This window comes from Psychroflexus lacisalsi, assembly GCF_020164495.1.
Lineage (GTDB): Bacteria > Bacteroidota > Bacteroidia > Flavobacteriales > Flavobacteriaceae > Psychroflexus > Psychroflexus lacisalsi.
Genome location: NZ_JAIQYZ010000006.1, coordinates 57885 through 75874, shown reverse-complemented (window position 1 = coordinate 75874; position 17990 = coordinate 57885). Strand labels below are relative to the sequence as shown.

The 17990-nt window shown below is 36.6% G+C and carries 17 protein-coding genes and 1 tRNA gene; 10 read left to right on the top strand and 8 right to left on the bottom strand.

Features of this window, described 5'->3' with window-relative positions:
• Positions 1-2 precede the first annotated feature (2 nt).
• From rfbB to rfbD, 4 genes are read left to right on the top strand one after another with little or no spacing between them, the layout of a single operon-like run.
• On the top strand, positions 3-1022 hold the full coding sequence (gene rfbB / locus LB449_RS12785) for a dTDP-glucose 4,6-dehydratase (RefSeq protein WP_224455513.1): 1020 nt from the start codon (positions 3-5) through the stop codon (positions 1020-1022).
• 2 nt (positions 1023-1024) lie between these two features.
• Positions 1025-1879, top strand: coding sequence for a glucose-1-phosphate thymidylyltransferase RfbA (rfbA, locus tag LB449_RS12780; protein WP_224455512.1), 855 nt, complete (start codon positions 1025-1027; stop codon positions 1877-1879).
• Positions 1880-2428 carry a dTDP-4-dehydrorhamnose 3,5-epimerase gene (rfbC, locus tag LB449_RS12775; RefSeq protein WP_224455511.1) on the top strand — a complete coding sequence of 183 codons (549 nt, stop codon included), beginning with the start codon at positions 1880-1882 and terminating at the stop codon, positions 2426-2428.
• Positions 2425-3294 carry a dTDP-4-dehydrorhamnose reductase gene (gene rfbD, locus LB449_RS12770; RefSeq protein ID WP_224455510.1) on the top strand — a complete coding sequence of 290 codons (870 nt, stop codon included), beginning with the start codon at positions 2425-2427 and terminating at the stop codon, positions 3292-3294. The genes rfbC and rfbD overlap by 4 nt, the downstream gene beginning before the upstream one ends.
• 141 nt (positions 3295-3435) lie before the next feature.
• Here rfbD and mfd read toward each other — a convergent pair whose 3' ends face one another.
• The 3 genes from mfd to LB449_RS12755 all read right to left on the bottom strand — a co-directional run bounded on the left by mfd (position 3436) and on the right by LB449_RS12755 (position 7860).
• The gene (gene mfd, locus LB449_RS12765) at positions 3436-6804 is read right to left on the bottom strand and encodes a transcription-repair coupling factor (protein WP_224455509.1); all 3369 of its coding nucleotides are present in this window, start codon (positions 6802-6804) and stop codon (positions 3436-3438) included.
• Positions 6805-6865: 61 nt separating this feature from the next.
• On the bottom strand, positions 6866-7042 hold the full coding sequence (locus LB449_RS12760; protein ID WP_224455508.1) for a hypothetical protein: 177 nt from the start codon (positions 7040-7042) through the stop codon (positions 6866-6868).
• Positions 7043-7086: 44 nt separating this feature from the next.
• Entirely contained in the window at positions 7087-7860 is a 774-nt protein-coding gene (locus tag LB449_RS12755) for an O-methyltransferase (RefSeq protein ID WP_224455507.1), read from the bottom strand.
• An 81-nt stretch (positions 7861-7941) separates the two neighbouring features.
• Between LB449_RS12755 and LB449_RS12750 the strand changes: the two genes are divergently transcribed.
• On the top strand, positions 7942-8103 hold the full coding sequence (locus LB449_RS12750; RefSeq protein ID WP_224455506.1) for a FeoB-associated Cys-rich membrane protein: 162 nt from the start codon (positions 7942-7944) through the stop codon (positions 8101-8103).
• Here LB449_RS12750 and LB449_RS12745 read toward each other — a convergent pair.
• Positions 8100-9971, bottom strand: coding sequence for an ABC-F family ATP-binding cassette domain-containing protein (locus LB449_RS12745; RefSeq protein WP_224455505.1), 1872 nt, complete (start codon positions 9969-9971; stop codon positions 8100-8102). The genes LB449_RS12750 and LB449_RS12745 overlap by 4 nt on opposite strands.
• A gap of 156 nt (positions 9972-10127) precedes the next feature.
• Between LB449_RS12745 and LB449_RS12740 the strand changes: the two genes are divergently transcribed.
• A complete protein-coding gene (locus LB449_RS12740) occupies positions 10128-11120 on the top strand; it encodes an aspartate-semialdehyde dehydrogenase (RefSeq protein ID WP_224455504.1) in 993 nt (330 codons plus the stop codon).
• A gap of 185 nt (positions 11121-11305) precedes the next feature.
• Positions 11306-13435 (top strand): prolyl oligopeptidase family serine peptidase, encoded by a 2130-nt coding sequence (locus tag LB449_RS12735; RefSeq protein ID WP_224455503.1) that lies wholly within the window; start codon positions 11306-11308, stop codon positions 13433-13435.
• 74 nt (positions 13436-13509) lie between these two features.
• Here the strand turns inward: LB449_RS12735 and LB449_RS12730 are convergent, their stop codons facing one another.
• The 4 genes from LB449_RS12730 to LB449_RS12715 all read right to left on the bottom strand — a co-directional run bounded on the left by LB449_RS12730 (position 13510) and on the right by LB449_RS12715 (position 14530).
• Positions 13510-13668, bottom strand: a complete 159-nt coding sequence (locus LB449_RS12730) for a GIY-YIG nuclease family protein (protein WP_224455502.1) — start codon at positions 13666-13668, stop codon at positions 13510-13512.
• An 88-nt stretch (positions 13669-13756) separates the two neighbouring features.
• Positions 13757-14038: a GIY-YIG nuclease family protein gene (locus LB449_RS12725; protein ID WP_224455501.1), complete on the bottom strand. Its 282-nt coding sequence runs from the start codon at positions 14036-14038 to the stop codon at positions 13757-13759.
• Between the two features lie 88 nt (positions 14039-14126).
• On the bottom strand, positions 14127-14408 hold the full coding sequence (locus LB449_RS12720) for a GIY-YIG nuclease family protein (protein ID WP_224455501.1): 282 nt from the start codon (positions 14406-14408) through the stop codon (positions 14127-14129).
• A 49-nt stretch (positions 14409-14457) separates the two neighbouring features.
• A tRNA-Phe gene (locus tag LB449_RS12715) sits at positions 14458-14530 on the bottom strand.
• 95 nt (positions 14531-14625) lie between these two features.
• On the opposite strand from LB449_RS12715, the gene LB449_RS12710 reads away from it, so the two are divergent.
• From LB449_RS12710 to LB449_RS12700, 3 genes are read left to right on the top strand one after another with little or no spacing between them, the layout of a single operon-like run.
• Positions 14626-15357 carry a type III pantothenate kinase gene (locus LB449_RS12710; RefSeq protein ID WP_224455500.1) on the top strand — a complete coding sequence of 244 codons (732 nt, stop codon included), beginning with the start codon at positions 14626-14628 and terminating at the stop codon, positions 15355-15357.
• A complete protein-coding gene (locus tag LB449_RS12705) occupies positions 15357-16607 on the top strand; it encodes a lipid outer membrane transport protein FadL-like protein (RefSeq protein ID WP_224455499.1) in 1251 nt (416 codons plus the stop codon). The genes LB449_RS12710 and LB449_RS12705 overlap by 1 nt, the downstream gene beginning before the upstream one ends.
• Before the next feature lie 12 nt (positions 16608-16619).
• Positions 16620-17990 carry a tetratricopeptide repeat protein gene (locus LB449_RS12700; RefSeq protein ID WP_224455498.1) on the top strand — a complete coding sequence of 457 codons (1371 nt, stop codon included), beginning with the start codon at positions 16620-16622 and terminating at the stop codon, positions 17988-17990.

The following is a 17990-nucleotide window of genomic DNA, read 5'->3' as shown; positions in this document are numbered from 1 at the left end:
CTATGAAAACTATTTTAGTTACAGGAGGAGCTGGATTTATAGGCTCTAACTTTTTAAATCTTTATGTTCCTGAAAAAAAGTACCATTTCGTCAATCTAGATAAATTGACTTACGCAGGAGACTTAAAGAATATTGAAGTTTCAGATTATGAAAATTATACGTTTGTAGAGGGTGATATTTGTGATGTTTCGATGCTGAAAGAATTATTTGAAAACTATAAATTCGAAAAAGTAATTCATTTTGCAGCAGAATCTCACGTCGATAATTCTATCACCAATCCAGACGCCTTCATCAAAACGAACATTACCGGAACTTTCAATTTGCTTCATCAAGCTTACACATTGTGGATGGAATCGCCTTTTAAATTCAGAAACGGATTTGAAAATTCAAGATTTTTGCATGTGTCAACCGATGAGGTTTATGGTACTTTGGAAGATGATGAAAGCTTATTTACAGAGGATACCCCTTATGCTCCAAATAGTCCATACAGTGCGTCTAAAGCATCATCAGATATGATAGCCAGAAGTTATTTTCATACCTATGGTTTCCCTGTTGTGACTACTAATTGTTCCAACAATTACGGACCTCATCAGCATGATGAAAAGCTGATTCCAACAATTATTCGAAAAGCAATTCAGAAACAGCCCATTCCTATTTACGGAGATGGTAAGAATGTGAGAGACTGGCTTTACGTAGATGACCATTGTAAGGGAATAGATCTGGCCCTTCATTTTGGAGAGCTTGGCGAAACTTATAATATTGGTGGAAAAAACGAACGGCAAAACATATATATCGCTACTAAAATTTGTGAAATTTTAGACGGTCTAAGACCAGAGCATGCGCCTCATAATCAACTAATAGAATATGTAACTGACAGGCCAGGACACGATTTCCGTTATGCGATTGACGCCTCCAAAATTGAAAAAAAATTGAAATGGAAAGCTGATGAGACCTTTGAAACAGGCATTAAGAAAACTGTGAAATGGTATCTTGCAAAATATAACCAACTTCAGAATTCGTAACTATGAAAGGAATTATTCTAGCCGGCGGTTCCGGGACTCGACTACATCCTCTAACTCTTGCTGTAAGTAAACAATTGATGCCAATCTACGACAAGCCGATGATTTATTATCCTTTGTCCACATTGATGTCTGCAGGTATAAAAGAGATTCTAATTATCTCAACACCCAACGATTTACCCCTTTTCGAAAAGCTTCTTGGGGATGGGTCAAATCTAGGATGTAAATTCGAATATGCTATTCAGGCTGAGCCTAACGGACTTGCTGAAGCTTTTATCATTGCAGAAGACTTTATTGGAAAAGATAAAGTCGCCTTAATTCTAGGCGATAATATTTTCTACGGAACAGGCTTAGATCAGTTATTACAAGATAATACCAACCCTGATGGAGGAATTATTTATGCCTACCACGTGCATGATCCGGAACGCTACGGTGTGGTAGATTTTGATGAAAGTGGTCAGGTGATTTCCATTGAAGAAAAGCCGAAAACACCAAAGTCAAATTACGCGGTGCCAGGGATTTATTTTTATGATAATGAGGTGGTTAATATTGCTAAATCCATAAAGCCCAGTGATAGAGGGGAACTTGAGATTACTGATGTGAACAACGCCTACCTTCAACGTGGGAAATTGAGCGTGAGTATTTTAGATAAAGGGACGGCCTGGCTGGATACTGGAACATTCAATTCTTTAATGCAAGCCTCTCAGTTTGTTGAGGTGATTGAAGAACGCCAAGGTCTCAAAATTGGTTCTATTGAAGAAACTGCCTACAAAATGGGGTTTATCTCCAAAGACCAATTACGTAAAATTACGGAACCCTTTTTAAAGAGTGGTTATGCCAAAAATATAAATCCAAAGTAAATGACTGTTAAGCAAACCCCGCTAAAAGACTGTTTTGTTATTGAACCCAAAGTGTTTAAAGACAAACGTGGAAGTTTTTTTGAAAGTTTTAATTATAAAACCTTCAAAAAAAATACAGGCTTAGAGATTGATTTTGTTCAGGACAATCAGTCGATTTCCCAATATGGAGCCATACGTGGTCTTCATTTTCAAACAGGTGAGTTCGCTCAGGCTAAACTGATACGAGTAGCTCAAGGTGAAGTTTTAGATGTTGTAGTAGACATGAGACCCGATTCTGAAACCTACCTAAAGCAATTTGGTTATACATTGACCGGTGAAAACAACCATCAATTATTCGTGCCTAAGGGTTTTGCCCACGGATTTGCGACCCTTTCTTCTGAAGTTATTTTCGTCTATAAGTGCGATAATTACTATGATAAAGCTTCAGAAAGTGGAATTTTGTTCAACGATAAAACCTTAGCTATCGATTGGCAAATTCCGAAGAAAGATCAAATCATTTCAGAAAAAGATGAGCATTTACCAACCTTAGAAGCTTACTTAAACTCATGAAAGTATTAGTCACTGGAGCCAACGGTCAATTAGGGAAATGTCTTCAAAAGCATTCTGAAAAGTTTCCTGAACTAGAATTTTTGTTTGAATCTTCTCAGACTCTAAACATTACTTCGGTAGAGTCAGTAGGTAATTACTTCAATAGACATCAGCCTGATTTTTGTATCAATTGCGCTGCATATACCAACGTGGAAGCGGCAGAACATCAAAAAGAGCTTGCGTTTCAAGTTAACTCTGAAGCTGTCAAAACATTATCTCAATCTTGTAAAACTCACAATACCAAACTCGTTCATATTTCTACAGACTATGTGTTTGACGGGAATAAACTAAGTCCATACATAGAAACAGATACAACAAATCCCATCAATGTTTACGGAGGGTCAAAGCTACAGGGCGAAGTCATGATTTCTGAAACGATGGACCACTTTTTTATTTTTAGGACAAGTTGGTTGTATTCAGAATTTGGACACAACTTCTTCAATACTATTTTGAAAAAAGCTAATGAAGGTGCGGAATTGAATATCACCACCGAACAAATCGGCACGCCAACCAATGCCAACGATTTAGCCCTTTTTATTCTGAATTTGATAAAAGAAAACTCAAAGGCTTTTGGATTATATCATTACAGTAACCAAGGTGAAGCGACATGGTATGATTTTGCCAGACTAATTTTGGAAGAAAAACAACTTGAAAAAGACGTTAATCTGAAGGCGACATTTTCTTATCCCACCAAAGCCAAACGACCAAAATTTAGTGTTTTAGACAAGTCAAAAGTTGAAGAAGCTTTCAAATGTAAAGTTCCACATTGGAGAGAAAGCTTGGTGGGTCTATTGAAAGAAGTGAATTCAGAGGAGTTTAGGTCCTAGGGACTAGGCTTTAGGATTATAATTCAGTATAAATTTAAAAGTCGTGAGTAAAATAGTTGCTTTTCAATTAATTTGAAAGAACTATTTCCTATCACCTAAAGACCACTACTTATTACCTAATTTAGGGTTAGGGTAGGCCTTTTATGACGCTTCTATTGTTTCCTTATGCTCCAGCGGCTGCAACAAGTCCAAAGCCCTATCAATACTTTTTACGTTATCAAACGTGAGTAAAAGTCTCAATCCATTTCGGGTTTGTTTTTCCTTCATGGTGCATTGCCTTGGATGCATTTGTACGTATTGAAGTACGTCCCTAAAGCGTTTGGAATTATAAAAACCAGAGTCTTGATTGGACAAGAAGTAGCCAATCATTTTATCTTTTTTCAAGACTAATTTCTCCAAACCAATACTGGCTGCGATCCATTTCAACCTCACACTATTGATGAGGTCTCGGGCTTCTTTAGGGATATCCCCGAAACGATCTCTCAATTCTTTTTCGAAATCTTTTAGCCCTTTTTCGTCTTCAATTTTATTTAATTTAGTGTATAAACTCAAGCGTTCTTTGATGCTATTGATGTAATCATCAGGAAATAAAATTTCAAAATCTGTATCAATTTGAGCGTCTTTTACAAACACTTTGTCTTCCTTCTCGTTTTCTTCCTCGTAAACCGATTTGAATTCATTTTCCTTCAATTCCTGAATGGCTTCATTTAAAATCTTCTGATACGTATCAAAACCGATATCAGATATAAATCCACTTTGCTCTCCGCCCAATAAATCTCCGGCTCCACGAATTTCTAAGTCTTTCATGGCAATGTTGATGCCGCTGCCTAATTCAGAAAATTGCTCCAAAGCCGTTAATCGTTTTCTTGCATCGTCGGTCATCATCGTTAAAGGTGGTGTGATGAGATAACAAAAGGCTTTCTTGTTGCTTCGCCCAACACGACCACGCATCTGGTGAAGATCGGACATGCCAAAGTTATTAGCGTCGTTGATTAAAATTGTGTTCGCATTCGTAACGTCCAAACCGCTTTCTATAATGGTGGTGGATACCAAAACGTCAAACTCGTTATTCATGAATTTCAACATGAGATCTTCAAGTTTTTTACCTTCCATTTGACCGTGACCTATGCCAATTTTGGCATCGGGCACCAATCGTTGGATCAAACCTGCGACCTCCTGAATATTTTGAATTCTATTATTAATAAAAAAGACCTGCCCACCTCTTTGAATTTCATAGGACACCGCATCCCGAATTTGTTCTTCAGAAAACCGAATTACATGCGTTTCAATAGGATACCGGTTAGGCGGAGGGGTTTTAATAGTAGACAAATCTCTTGCTGCCATCAAGCTAAATTGCAATGTCCGTGGAATTGGTGTCGCCGTTAAAGTCAAGGTGTCCACATTCGCTTTGATGGTTTTCAATTTATCTTTTACGGTGACACCAAACTTCTGCTCTTCATCAATAATGAGAAGACCAAGATCTTTGAATTTCACGGCCTTATTTACCAATTGATGAGTGCCAATAACGATATCTACATTTCCATTTTCAAGTCCTTCCAGAACCGTTCGGCGCTCCTTTGCAGTTCTGAAACGATTGAGATAATCGACAGTCACAGGAAATTCTTCCAAACGTTCCGAAAAGGTTTTATGATGCTGGAAGGCTAAAATCGTTGTAGGCACTAAAACGGCAACTTGTTTTCCGTTATCCACTGCCTTGAAGGCTGCGCGTATAGCAACTTCAGTTTTTCCAAAACCTACATCACCACAGACTAAGCGATCCATGGGTTGCTCTTTTTCCATGTCACTTTTTACATCCTGAGTGGCTGTGCTTTGGTCTGGCGTGTCCTCATAAATAAAGGAAGCTTCCAGCTCATGTTGAAGATATGAATCTGGACCGTATTGATAGCCTTTTTCCAGTCTGCGTTTGGCGTAGAGTTTAATCAGATCAAAAGCGACTTTCTTAACTCTGGCTTTGGTCTTTTTCTTAAGGCTTTTCCAGGCTTTGCTTCCCAGTTTATAAACTTGTGGCGGTTTGCCGTCTTTACCATTAAACTTTGAAATCTTGTGTAAAGAATGTATGCTGAGGTAAAGAATATCGCGATCACCATAAATCAACTTCACCGCTTCCTGCATTTTTCCTTCTACATCAATTTTCTGAAGACCACCAAATTTGCCAATTCCATGATCAATATGAGTCACATAATCACCAATCTCCAGGCTGGTCAACTCTTTTAAGGTGATAGCTTGCTTTTTGGCGTAACCATTCTTCAAATGAAATTTATGGTAGCGATCAAAAATCTGATGATCGGTATAACACACCAATTTATTGACCTCATCAATAAAGCCCTGGTGCATGGAAAGCACTAAAGTTTTGTAATGCACTTCCTGATTTTGATCTTCAAAAATATCCTTAAAGCGCTTCGCCTGTTGATCGCTAGTGCATAAAATGCAGTTTTCGTAACCTTTTTCGTGCTTAGAATTTAAGTCTTCAATCAGTAAATCGAATTTCTTATTGAAGGACGGTTGAGGGCTTGTAGGATATAGAATAGTTTGCTTAGGATTCAAAAATGCCTGAGTTCCAAATTCAACTACTTTCAGATTCAGAAGTTGTTTTTTAAGAAGTTCACTTTTACAGAAGAGTTCCTCAGGCTTGCTGTGTTTGATGTCTGTAGAAAGTTCAGAAAAAGCTTTTTCAGCTTTAGCAAAAAGATCATCTATGGTTTGCGATAGCACATCCATATTTTTGATGAACACAGTTGTAGAATTGCTGATGTATTGGATAAAAGTTTCTCGCACCTCATCCAATTCCTTCTTTTCAACATTAGGCATAATGTCGATGCGCTTTTTTTGCTTAGTCGACAATTGTGTTTCCACGTCAAAAGCGCGAATGCTATCGACTTCATCGCCGAAAAATTCAATCCGGTAAGGCTCATCATTACTGAAAGAAAACACATCGATTATTCCGCCTCTCACCGAAAACTCTCCGGGCTCAGTGACAAAATCTACCCGTTTGAATTTGTATTCAAAAAGCACTTCGTTGACGAAATCAATAGATAGTTCGTCGTTCAATTTTATTTTTAAAATCGTGCGATCCAGTTCCTTTTTGGTCACTACTTTTTCAAAAAGCGCTTCTGGATACGTAACTATAATGGAAGGTTTTTTTCTGGAGTTGATGCGGTTAAGCACTTCAGATCGCAACAAAACATTGGCATTGTCGGTTTCTTCGATTTGATAAGGTCTTCGGTAACTCCCTGGATAGAACAAGACGTTTTTCTCATCCACCAGCTGTTCTAGGTCGTTAAGATGATAAGCCGCCTCTTCTTTATCGTTAAAAATCAAAAGAAACGGATGTTCCGAAGAAAGAAAAGCTTCCGCCTGAACAAAAGACACGGCAGAACCTACAAGACCTTTTAGAAATATGGATTGATTTTCCTGAGAATCCAGAGCTTTCTTAAGCTCGCCAATTGCAGGATTTTTTGAAATTTTTTCTGTAATATCAGCTTTTTTCATCGCGCGCAAAGATACTAGAAAAACTCAAATTGATAGCCTCTTAGCTTTCGTAAAGCCGTTTTTAATCTTCCTTTTTGTTTTGTTTTTTCTCATAGAAATTTCTTCTGAAATTTCTATTCTTTCGATCGTAACGTTTTCGCTTGTTACGCTTGTTATTAAAAAAAACCAGAAGAAAAAGCACTGCGATAATCGCAATAACAATTATAAATTGGGTGTCTGTTGAAAATTGCTCGAGCATGACTTAATTTTTTTAAAATTAATGAGTTTGTGGTGTTTCAAAAATCAAACGCGGATGATAAAATCCTGTTTCACCTGTTCTTTTCTGAAAAATACAAACCCCCATTGAAACGTGTCAATCGTGACCTGAACTTCAGGATGCGTTTTAATATGTTTCCAGGACATTTCCATGGACGGCGACCAGTGGATGTCATCAAAAATAAATAAAGTATCGTTGTGTTTATATTTCAGTAAACTTTCAAAATATTCAAGCGTAGCTTTACCATCGTGATGCCCATCGATGAAAATGAGATCAAATTTTTCTTCTGAACCTAATTTTGCTAGACTTTCAGCAAAAGATAAATTGATACTAGTGATTTGCGTGAGCTTCAACTTTTCAAATTGATTTTTAGCATAATCTGAAGTTGCTGAACACGCTTCAATTGTTTTTAAATTTACCTGGCCAGACCCAGCAATGCTGATGCTTCCAAAACCTATTGAAGTTCCTAATTCTAACGCTTTTTCAACCCCTAAATAATCCACCAACCGAATCATTAGTTTGGCTCGCTTTTTTGAAATTGAAACGTGTTTGGCGATTTTGGAGACAGGCCTTAAATTACTTTTAAAGATTTTAGATCCTGCGCCAAAATCTTTGACATTCAGTACTATTTCAGATTCTAAAGCACCTTTATGAGCCTCATCCCAAAGCTCATAAGCTTCAAAATGCTTTTTATTATAGAAGCATTTAGTAATCAATTTATAAACAAATGGAGAATGAATTCCATGCTGATTTTTAGAGTGCCATAAAAACTTCAGATACGCTTTAACTTGAAACCACATTTTTATAAGAAATCAGTTTAACTGACAAAAATCATTCTTTTTGATCCAATCTAGATGTAAAATTGCATAAAATATAAGGATATGTTTCTACAAACACTTTTTGTCAATTGGAGCAATGGCGCATTTATAATGACCGCTATTTTTGGACTCGTCATTATCAGCCTTGTGGGCTTTGTGATTTACTATATTTCAAAAGCCGGTAAAAAAGAAAGAGAGGAGAAGCAAAGCGAAGAAAACGCTTAAGCTTCCATCTTCATAGACAACTCAAACCACTGTTCGGTTTTGGCTTCCAATTCCTGCTGAATGTCTTGAAGAGTCATCGTTTTTTCTTTGATTTCATCCGGACTCAAATCTTTTAGAAATTCAGCTTCAATCTTTTCCTTTTTCTTCTCTAACGTACTGATTTCTTTTTCAAGTTTTTTATACAGCTTTTGCTCATTAAAGCTCAATGCACTTTTAGAATCTGAAGTGGTTTTGGGTTTCACTGAAGCCGAAGTTGTAGTCTGGCTACTTTCTTCATATTTAGCTTCGAGCTCCATGGCCTTCAAATCTCTGTAATCTGAATAATTCCCAGGGAAATCGGTGATTTTTCCTTCACCAAAAACAAACAAGTGATCTACAATTTTATCCATAAAATACCGGTCGTGACTCACAACAATCAAGCAGCCAGGAAAATCCAGAAGGAAATTCTCCAGCACATTCAAGGTGACGATATCGAGATCGTTGGTAGGTTCATCGAGAATCAAGAAGTTTGGATTTTGTATCAAAACTGTACATAAATACAGACGCTTTTTTTCCCCACCGCTCAGTTTTTCAACAAAATCGTATTGCTTTTTTCGGTCGAATAAAAACTTCTCTAATAACTGCGAAGCTGAAATTTGCCTTCCTTTGGACAACGGAATATAATCACCATAATCTTTGATCACTTCGATTACTTTTTGACCTTCTTTTGCCTGAATTCCGCCTTGTGTGTAATAGCCAATTTTCAAAGTTTCACCATGGACTACTTTTCCCTGGTCTGGCTCCAACCCGCCTGTTAAGACATTTAAAAAGGTTGATTTTCCAGTTCCGTTTTTTCCAATAATACCGATGCGTTCATTCTTTTTGAAGATGTAATCAAAATTTTGAAAGAGGTAATTGTCTTCAAAACCTTTTGACACTTTATGCATTTCCAAAACTTTGGAACCCAATCGTTCCATGTTGATTTCCAGCTCAACTTTATGATCGTTACGGCGTTTGCTTGCTCTGTCTTTTATGTCACCAAAACTTTCAATTCTGGATTTAGACTTCGTTGTCCTGGCTTTAGGCTGACGTCTCATCCAGTCCAGCTCTTTTTTATAAAGCTGTTTGGCTTTGGCGGTTGTCGTTTGTTCTACTTCAATGCGTTCAGCTCTTTTCTCTACATAATAGCTATAATTTCCTTTGTAATTGTAAAGCGTTTTGTCCTCCAACTCGATGATGTGGTTACAAACCCGATCTAGAAAATACCTGTCGTGAGTCACCATAAATAAAGTAAGATTTTCACTTTTTAAAAATTCTTCAAGCCATTCGATCATTTCCAGATCCAAGTGGTTGGTAGGCTCATCGAGAATTAACAAGTCGGGTTTGCCAAGTAAGAGATTGGCGAGTGCCAGTCTTTTCTTCTGCCCTCCAGACAAGTCTCTGACTTTTTTCGACAAGTCGTCGAGTTTTAATTTTGAAAGAATTTGACGGTATGTCGTTTCAAAATCCCAAGCTTGTTTGGCCTCCATTTGGTCAAAAGCTTTCTGATAAGCTTCTGCATCATCTGGATTCTGAAGTGCTTTTTCATAAGCATTGATGATTCCTAGAATTTCATTATCAGAAGAAAGGATAGTTTCCTCAATACTTAAAGTCGGTTCCAGATCTGGTTCCTGAGGTAAAAAACCAAATCTCACCCCTTTTCTGTAAACTACTTGTCCACTATCTGGTGCTTCTTTGCCAGATATAATGTCTAGTAACGTGGTTTTCCCTGTGCCATTTTTGGCAATGAGAGCTATTTTTTGACCTTGGCTGATGCCAAATGATAAATTTTCAAATAGCTCGAGTGTGCCAAATGATTTTGAAACTTCTTCAACTGATAGATAATTCAATGTTCTAATTTTTTGCAAAAGTACTTAAGTCCGCTTGAAATAGCTAATTCTAAACCTAGTAGGATTTCAAATAGCCAATAAATATTTCCTAAATCAGTCTAAGCTTGCTTACAAAACTATATTTTTGACGCTTTATAACTTTTAAATCAAATTCAAATGAAAGTAGCTGTTGTCGGCGCTACCGGTATGGTAGGCCAAGTGATGCTCCAGATTCTTGAGGAGCGTAATTTTCCTTTAACAGAGCTAATTCCTGTGGCTTCGGAGAAGTCGGTTGGGAAAACGATCACTTATAAGGGAAAGTCTTACGAAATTGTAAGCCTTGCAGACGCAGTGAAACGAAAACCTGAAATCGCTTTATTTTCTGCAGGAGGAGATACTTCTGAAGAATGGGCGCCAAAATTTGCTGAAGTTGGAACGACGGTGATTGACAATTCTTCTGCCTGGAGAATGGATCCAACCAAAAAATTGATTGTACCAGAAATCAACGCTTCAGAACTTACACCAGAAGATTTGATTATCGCTAATCCTAATTGTTCTACCATTCAATTGGTGATGGCTTTACAGCCATTACATAAGGCTTATCAAATTGATAGAGTTGTTATTTCTACTTACCAGTCGATTACAGGAACAGGCGTTAAAGCTGTTGAGCAGTTGGAGAATGAATATGCAGGGAAGAGTGGCGAAATGGCTTATCCTTATCCTATTCATAAAAACGCCATCCCCCATTGCGACGTATTTTTGGAAAACGATTATACCAAGGAAGAGATGAAGTTGACTAATGAGACCAAGAAAATCTTATCCGACGATTCTGTGAAAGTGGCGGCTACAGCTGTTAGAATTCCAGTGGTTGGAGGTCATTCTGAATCTGTAAATATTGAATTCAAAAATGCATTTGAAGTTTCTGACGTGAAGAAAATTCTAAGTGAAACTGACGGAATCACTCTTCAGGATAACCCTGAAGTCAACACGTATCCAATGCCAATTTATGCTGAAGGAAAAAACGATGTTTTTATAGGAAGAATACGTCGAGATTTCACCAGAGATAATGCGCTGAACCTGTGGATAGTTTCCGATAACTTAAGAAAAGGAGCGGCAACCAACGCAGTGCAAATTGCAGAATATCTTATGACGACTCGATTTAAAGCTTAAAAGCTTAAATTTATTTATATACAAACCGTCTTTCTAATTTTATGAAAGACGGTTTTTGATTTTAAGACGTCACCTTAAATCTTGATATACGAAAAGCATTAAGCTAGCAGTTTCAAATTCAGAATAACCCTATCCCATTAAGAAATGAACAGGATTCGTTATATTTACGTCTAAAATCAAAACCAATGAAACAAATACTTATGCCTTTTGCAGCTGTATGCCTTTTAGCATCCTGCAATGAAGGCGAAAAAAATCAAGCAAATTTGACATATCCAGAAACAAAACAAGTCGATACGGTAGATGCGTATTTTGACACCGAAGTAAAAGATCCTTATCGTTGGTTGGAAAATGACCGCAGCGATGAGACCGAAGAGTGGGTGGAAGCTCAAAATGATCTGACTTTTGGTTACTTGGAGGATATTCCATACCGCAACAAGTTAAAAGAACGTCTAACTCAGGTTTGGAATTATGAGAAAATTGGAGCTCCATTCAAAAGAGGAGAGTATACTTATTTTTCTAAAAATGATGGTCTACAGAATCAGTCCGTGTATTACCGATATAAAAACGATGAAAGTATTGAAGAGGCTGAAGAATTTTTGAACCCCAACACTTTTAGTGAAGACGGAACAACTTCGATGGCTGGTATGAGCTTCACGGAAGATGGAGAGCTTTTGGCCTACTCAATTTCTGAAGGTGGAAGCGATTGGAGAAAGATTATTGTCCTGGATGCGGAATCCAAGAAACAAAAAGGTGATACTATTGTGGATGTGAAATTCAGCGGGATTTCATGGAAAGACAACGACGGTTTTTACTACTCTAGCTATGACAAGCCTGAGGGTAGTGAATTATCAGCTAAAACAGATCAACATAAACTTTACTACCATAAGTTAGGAACTTCTCAGGATGAAGATTTACTTATTTATGGAGGAACTGAAGAACAAAAACATAGATATGTTTCTGGGAGTGTGACCGAAGACAGCCATTACTTGATCGTTTCTGCTTCTAAATCGACTTCTGGTAACCGTTTGATGATAAAAGATTTAACCAAATCAAATTCTGAATTTGTTGACGTTATAGACACTTACGATAGTGATGTATATATCATAGAAAATGATGGTAGCAAGTTATTTATTGTCACAGATAAAGAGGCGCCCAACAAAAAGATTGTGACCGTCGATGCCAGTTCACCTCAACCGGAAAACTGGGTAGATTTTATACCTGAAACTGAAAACGTATTGTCACCATCTACAGGATCTGGCTATTTCTTTGCAGAATATATGGTAGATGCAGTTTCTCAAGTTAAACAATATGACTATTCAGGAGAACTAGTACGTCAAGTTGAACTTCCTGGAGCAGGTTCTGTTGGTGGCTTTGGAGGAAAGAAAGAGGCTGAAGAGCTTTATTTCTCTTTTACTAATTACACGACACCAGGAACGATTTATAAATACAATCCTGAAAGTGGTACTTATGAAGTTTATCAAAAACCTGCTATAGATTTTGATACTGAAGCCTATACAAGCAAGCAGATATTTTATACTTCTAAAGACGGAACAAAAATTCCAATGATCATCACCCATAAGAAAGGAATTGAATTGGATGGTACACATCCAACTATGCTTTATGGGTACGGAGGATTTAATATTTCATTGACGCCATCATTTAGCACGGCAAATACAGTTTGGCTAGAAAATGGAGGAATTTATGCTGTTGCCAATTTACGGGGAGGCGGTGAATACGGTAAAGAGTGGCATAATGCAGGGATCAAAATGAAAAAGCAAAATGTTTTTGACGATTTCATTGCTGCTGCAGAATATCTAATTGATGAAAAGTACACTTCTTCTAATAAACTAGCCATCCGCGGAGGTTCTAACGGTGGACTTTTGGTTGGGGCTACAATGACGCAAAGACCAGATTTGATGCAAGTAGCACTTCCAGCTGTGGGTGTTTTGGACATGTTGCGTTACCATACTTTTACTTCTGGTGCAGGATGGGCTTACGATTATGGAACTTCTGAGGATAATCCAGAAATGTTTGAATATTTAAGAGGTTATTCCCCTTTACACAACATCAATGAGGGAACTGAATATCCTGCGACTTTGGTGACTACCGGAGATCATGACGACAGAGTTGTCCCAGCGCATAGCTTTAAATTTGCTGCAGAGCTGCAAAGTAAGCAAGCTGGTGATAACCCAACTTTGATACGCATTGAAACGGATGCTGGACATGGAGCTGGAAAACCAACCTCAAAAATTATTCAAGAATATGCAGATATTTTTGCATTTACTTTTTATAATATGGGCTACGAGGAGATGTAATAATTTCTATTATATACCTAATTTAATTCAAAAACCCCAGACATTTGTCTGGGGTTTTTGAATTTTTAAAATACTTATAAGCAAGCCCCTTTTTTGATATTTTCTGCACCTTTAGTAAACGCTCCATTGAATGTATGTGAATTATGCACTTCCAGTCTTTTATCAACATTTTTAGTTTCACCGACATAAAATTTATGGGTTTTAGGACTGTAAATGATATAAAGAAAATGCATAGACTAAAAATAAAAAAACCTCAACTAATTAAAGCTAAGGTTTAAAAGGTGGTGCCTCCAGCCCCGACGCTTCGGGGGAACCAGGGACTTATTTTTTATTGAGAATATCTTTTAGAATATTAGGATCCTTGATGATTTTTTGGATAAAGACTTTACTTTTCATTCGTTTAATAAACTGTTCCAGATCTAAAGCTTCTTCTCTGGACTTGCACTCAAAAGATAATTTAATGACCCAGTTCTTAGCACTGGTAGTGAATGCTTTTTTAAAGCTGTGCTGATTATGCAAGGCAAGCCTTTGCTCAACATTTTTAGTTTCACCGACATAAAATTTATTGGTTTTAGGACTGTAAATGATATAAAGAAAATGCATAGACTAAAAATAAAAAAACCTCAACTAATTAAAGTTAAGGTTTAAAAGGTGGTGCCTCCAGCCCCGACGCTTCGGGGGAACCAGGGACTTATTTTTTATTGAGAATATCTTTTAGAATATTAGGATCCTTGATGATTTTTTGGATAAAGACTTTACTTTTCATTCGTTTAATAAACTGTTCCAGATCTAAAGCTTCTTCTCTGGACTTGCACTCAAAAGATAATTTAATGACCCAGTTCTTAGCACTGGTAGTGAATGCTTTTTTAAAGCTGTGCTGATTATGCAAGGCAAGCCTTTGCTCAACATTTTTAGTTTCACCGACATAAAATTTATTGGTTTTAGGACTGTAAATGATATAAAGAAAATGCATAGACTAAAAATAAAAAAACCTCAACTAATTAAAGTTAAGGTTTAAAAGGTGGTGCCTCCAGGAATCGAACCAGGGACACATGGATTTTCAGTCCATTGCTCTACCAACTGAGCTAAGGCACCAATTTTAATGCGGGTGCAAATATAAAACCATTATTTAATTAAACAAAAGAAAACATGAAATATTCTTATCCTTATCTTTGGGCTTTAATTTAGCTATGAATTTAATCGTCGATATAGGAAATACCCAAATCAAATTTGCTGTGTTTGATGAAAGCTTATTGATAGAAAAAATTGCCATAGACCCAGAACAAGCAGGAGAATCCCTTCAAAACATATTTCAGACGTATCCAAATCTTTCAAAAGGTATTATTTCATCCACTGCAGAAATTTCAGCAAACCTTTATAAAACGTTATCTGAGAACCTACATCTTGTGAAATTTTCACATCAAAGTATTTTGAATTTTACTAATGATTATAAAACTCCAGAGACTCTAGGTTTAGATAGAATAGCACTTGTTGCAGCAGCTGCAGAACTATTTTCAAAACAGAATGTTTTGGTTATTGATGCGGGATCATGCATCACATACGACTTTATAGATAAAAATTCGGTGTATCAAGGTGGAGCCATTTCTCCAGGTTTGCGAATGAGATACAGAGCTATGCATACCTTTACAGGAAAGTTACCATTACTCAAAAAAACAACCCAGCCGGATCATTATATAGGTAAATCTACACATGAAGCAATGCATATCGGAGTTTACAAATCAATTTGCTATGAAATAGATGCTTATATTGAAGATTATCTCACTGATTATGAAGATTTAACAGTTGTTTTAACAGGCGGAGATTATTATTTGTTGTCAGCATCTATAAAAAATAGCATATTTGCCACTTCTAATTTTCTATTGAAAGGATTAAATAAAATTCTACAACTCAACTCAAATTAATGTTCACAAGATTTATTCTTTTTATCTCGATATTACTTATTGCAGGATTTTCTACTTCAGCGCAAGAGGGTTCTTCATCACCTTATTCTTTCCTAGGTTTAGGAACCAAAGCATTTAGAGGAACGGTGGAAAATAGATCAATGGGTGGTTTAGCCACTTTTAGTGATAGCATACACCTTAACTTAAGAAACCCTGCAGCATATTCAGATTTACAACTGACAGCTTTTTCTGCTGGTGTCACAGCTAATTCAACTAAGCTGAAAACCAATACAACATCAACTGACATAAATTACTTCACATTAGATTATATAAGTATTGGATTGCCTTTCAATAATTTAGGTGTTGGCTTTGGTGTCAAGCCAAGAAGCGCTGTAGGCTACGAATTGGAAGAGAGCTCACAAACATCTATTTCTAGATTTGAAGGTCGAGGAGGGCTAAATACAGTTTATTTCTCAGTAGGTTTTGAGCCTATTAAAAATTTAAGACTTGGAGGTACAGCAAATTATAACTTTGGTGATATAGAGAATAAAGCTATAATTTTCAGAAATCAAGTTCAGTTTGCATCAAGAGAAATTAACTTTACTGATATAAAAGGATTTTCATTTGATATTGGTGCTCTTTACGATGTTAAATTAAGCAATAAAATCACCTTGAAATCGTCGGTTAGATATGAGACTGAATCTTCTCTGGACGTAAGCAGAAGGAGAGAATTATCTACCATTCAGCAAGGACAGAATGGAGCAGAAAATGTTGTAAATCAAATTAATGTAGATCCTGTTGATACGGAAATTGACTTGCCAGAAATGTACGCTTTTGGTTTAGGACTTGGTCAAGACAGAAAATGGTTTGTTGGTTTGGAGTATGAAAACTACACAGCCGGTGATTTTTCTGAATTGGGTTTCAATTTTGGTTCTGAAGTTGTGCAAAAAGAAGCAAGCACGTTCAAATTCGGTGGATTTTATATTCCAAGGTACAACGATCCTGTAAGTTACTTCAAAAGAATAGTTTATAGAGCTGGAATAAGATACGAAGAGAGTGGTTTGCAATATAGAGGTGAAGATATAAATGAGTTTGGCATATCATTTGGTCTAGGATTACCTGCTGGTCGGGTTTTTACCAATGCCAACATAGGAGTTGAATATTTTGAAAGAGGTACTACATCTAATAACTTGATACAAGAGAATTTTATAAGTGTGTTTATGAGTTTTTCTTTCAACGACAAATGGTTTATTAAATCTAAATATAATTAAATACTTAAAATTATGAAGTTTAAAATCGCTTTTACACTTTTGGGAGTATTCTTCGCGTTTAACGTGGCAAGTGCTCAAGATTGTACAGTTACACTTAGTTTGTTTAACGAAAGTGCTAAAGTTAACAATTTCAGTGATGCTTATCCTAAATACAAGCAATTGCTGGAAAACTGTTCAGATTTCAATAAACTAATCTATCAACGTGGTGCAAAAATGCTTGAAGATATGATAGACGTTGCTGAAACTGAAGAAAGAAAACAAGAGTTAATCCAAGAATATATCAATAACCAAATGATGCGTTTGGAGAAGTTTCCAAATGATACCAAGGAAGGCGATATGTTGGCAGATGTTGCAATGATCAAGTATAAGCATGAAGTTGGAAGTTTAGAGGAAAGACTTGAATCATTCGAAAAGGTTGTTGAAACAGACAAGGATAATTTTTCTTCACCAGTTGCGATTTACGCATACTTTAGAATCGCTAATGATTTAAATGATGCAGGAGAAAGAGATATCCAATTCTTATTTGATAAGTATGATGAAGTGATTGAGCTTATCGAGACTCAGGAAAACGATAAGGCAGCAGAAGCTAAGCCTCTTATCGAAAAGCAGGAAGCACAGGAAGAGTTAACACGTAGAGAGTCCAGAATCCTTAAAAACTCTGAGATTTACTTAAGAAACTATACTAAAATTAAAGGCAGTGTAAATTCATTACTTGGTTCGAAAGCTGATTGTGATAACTTGATTCCTTTATACAACAAAGACTTTGAGGCGAAAAAAGGTGATGTAGATTGGTTAAGAAATGCAAACGCTAGATTGTCTGCAAAAGATTGTACTGAGGATCCTTTATTCTTTAAAGTTTCTGAAGCTCTTCATAAAATCGAGCCATCAGCAAATTCTGCTTATTCATTAGGACAGCTAGCTGAAGCTGAAGGTAATAGAAAAAAAGCATTGGCTTATCTAAATGAAGCTGCAGAGCTAGCAAAAGATAAATCAAGAAAATCTAGAATTTATTACAGAATAGCAAACAATTACAAAGCACAAGGTAGCTTTTCTCAAGCAAGATCTTATTACAGAAGAGCTTTGGATAACAAGCCATCTTTGGGAGTTGCTTATTTGAAAATTGCAGAAATGTATGCTAAAAGTGCAAACGATTGTGGAACAACCGTTTTCGAAAAAAGATCAGTTTACTGGTTGGCAGCAGATTATGCAAAGAGAGCGGGACGTGTAGATCCTTCTCTAAGTTCAAATGTTAGCGCAACAGTAGAAAGTTATAATGGTAGAGCTCCGCAAAAATCTGATATCTTTCAGGAAGATGCAGCTGGTAAAAAAATCTCATTTTCTAACTGTTGGATAGGAGAGAGCGTGACGGTACCAAATCTCTAA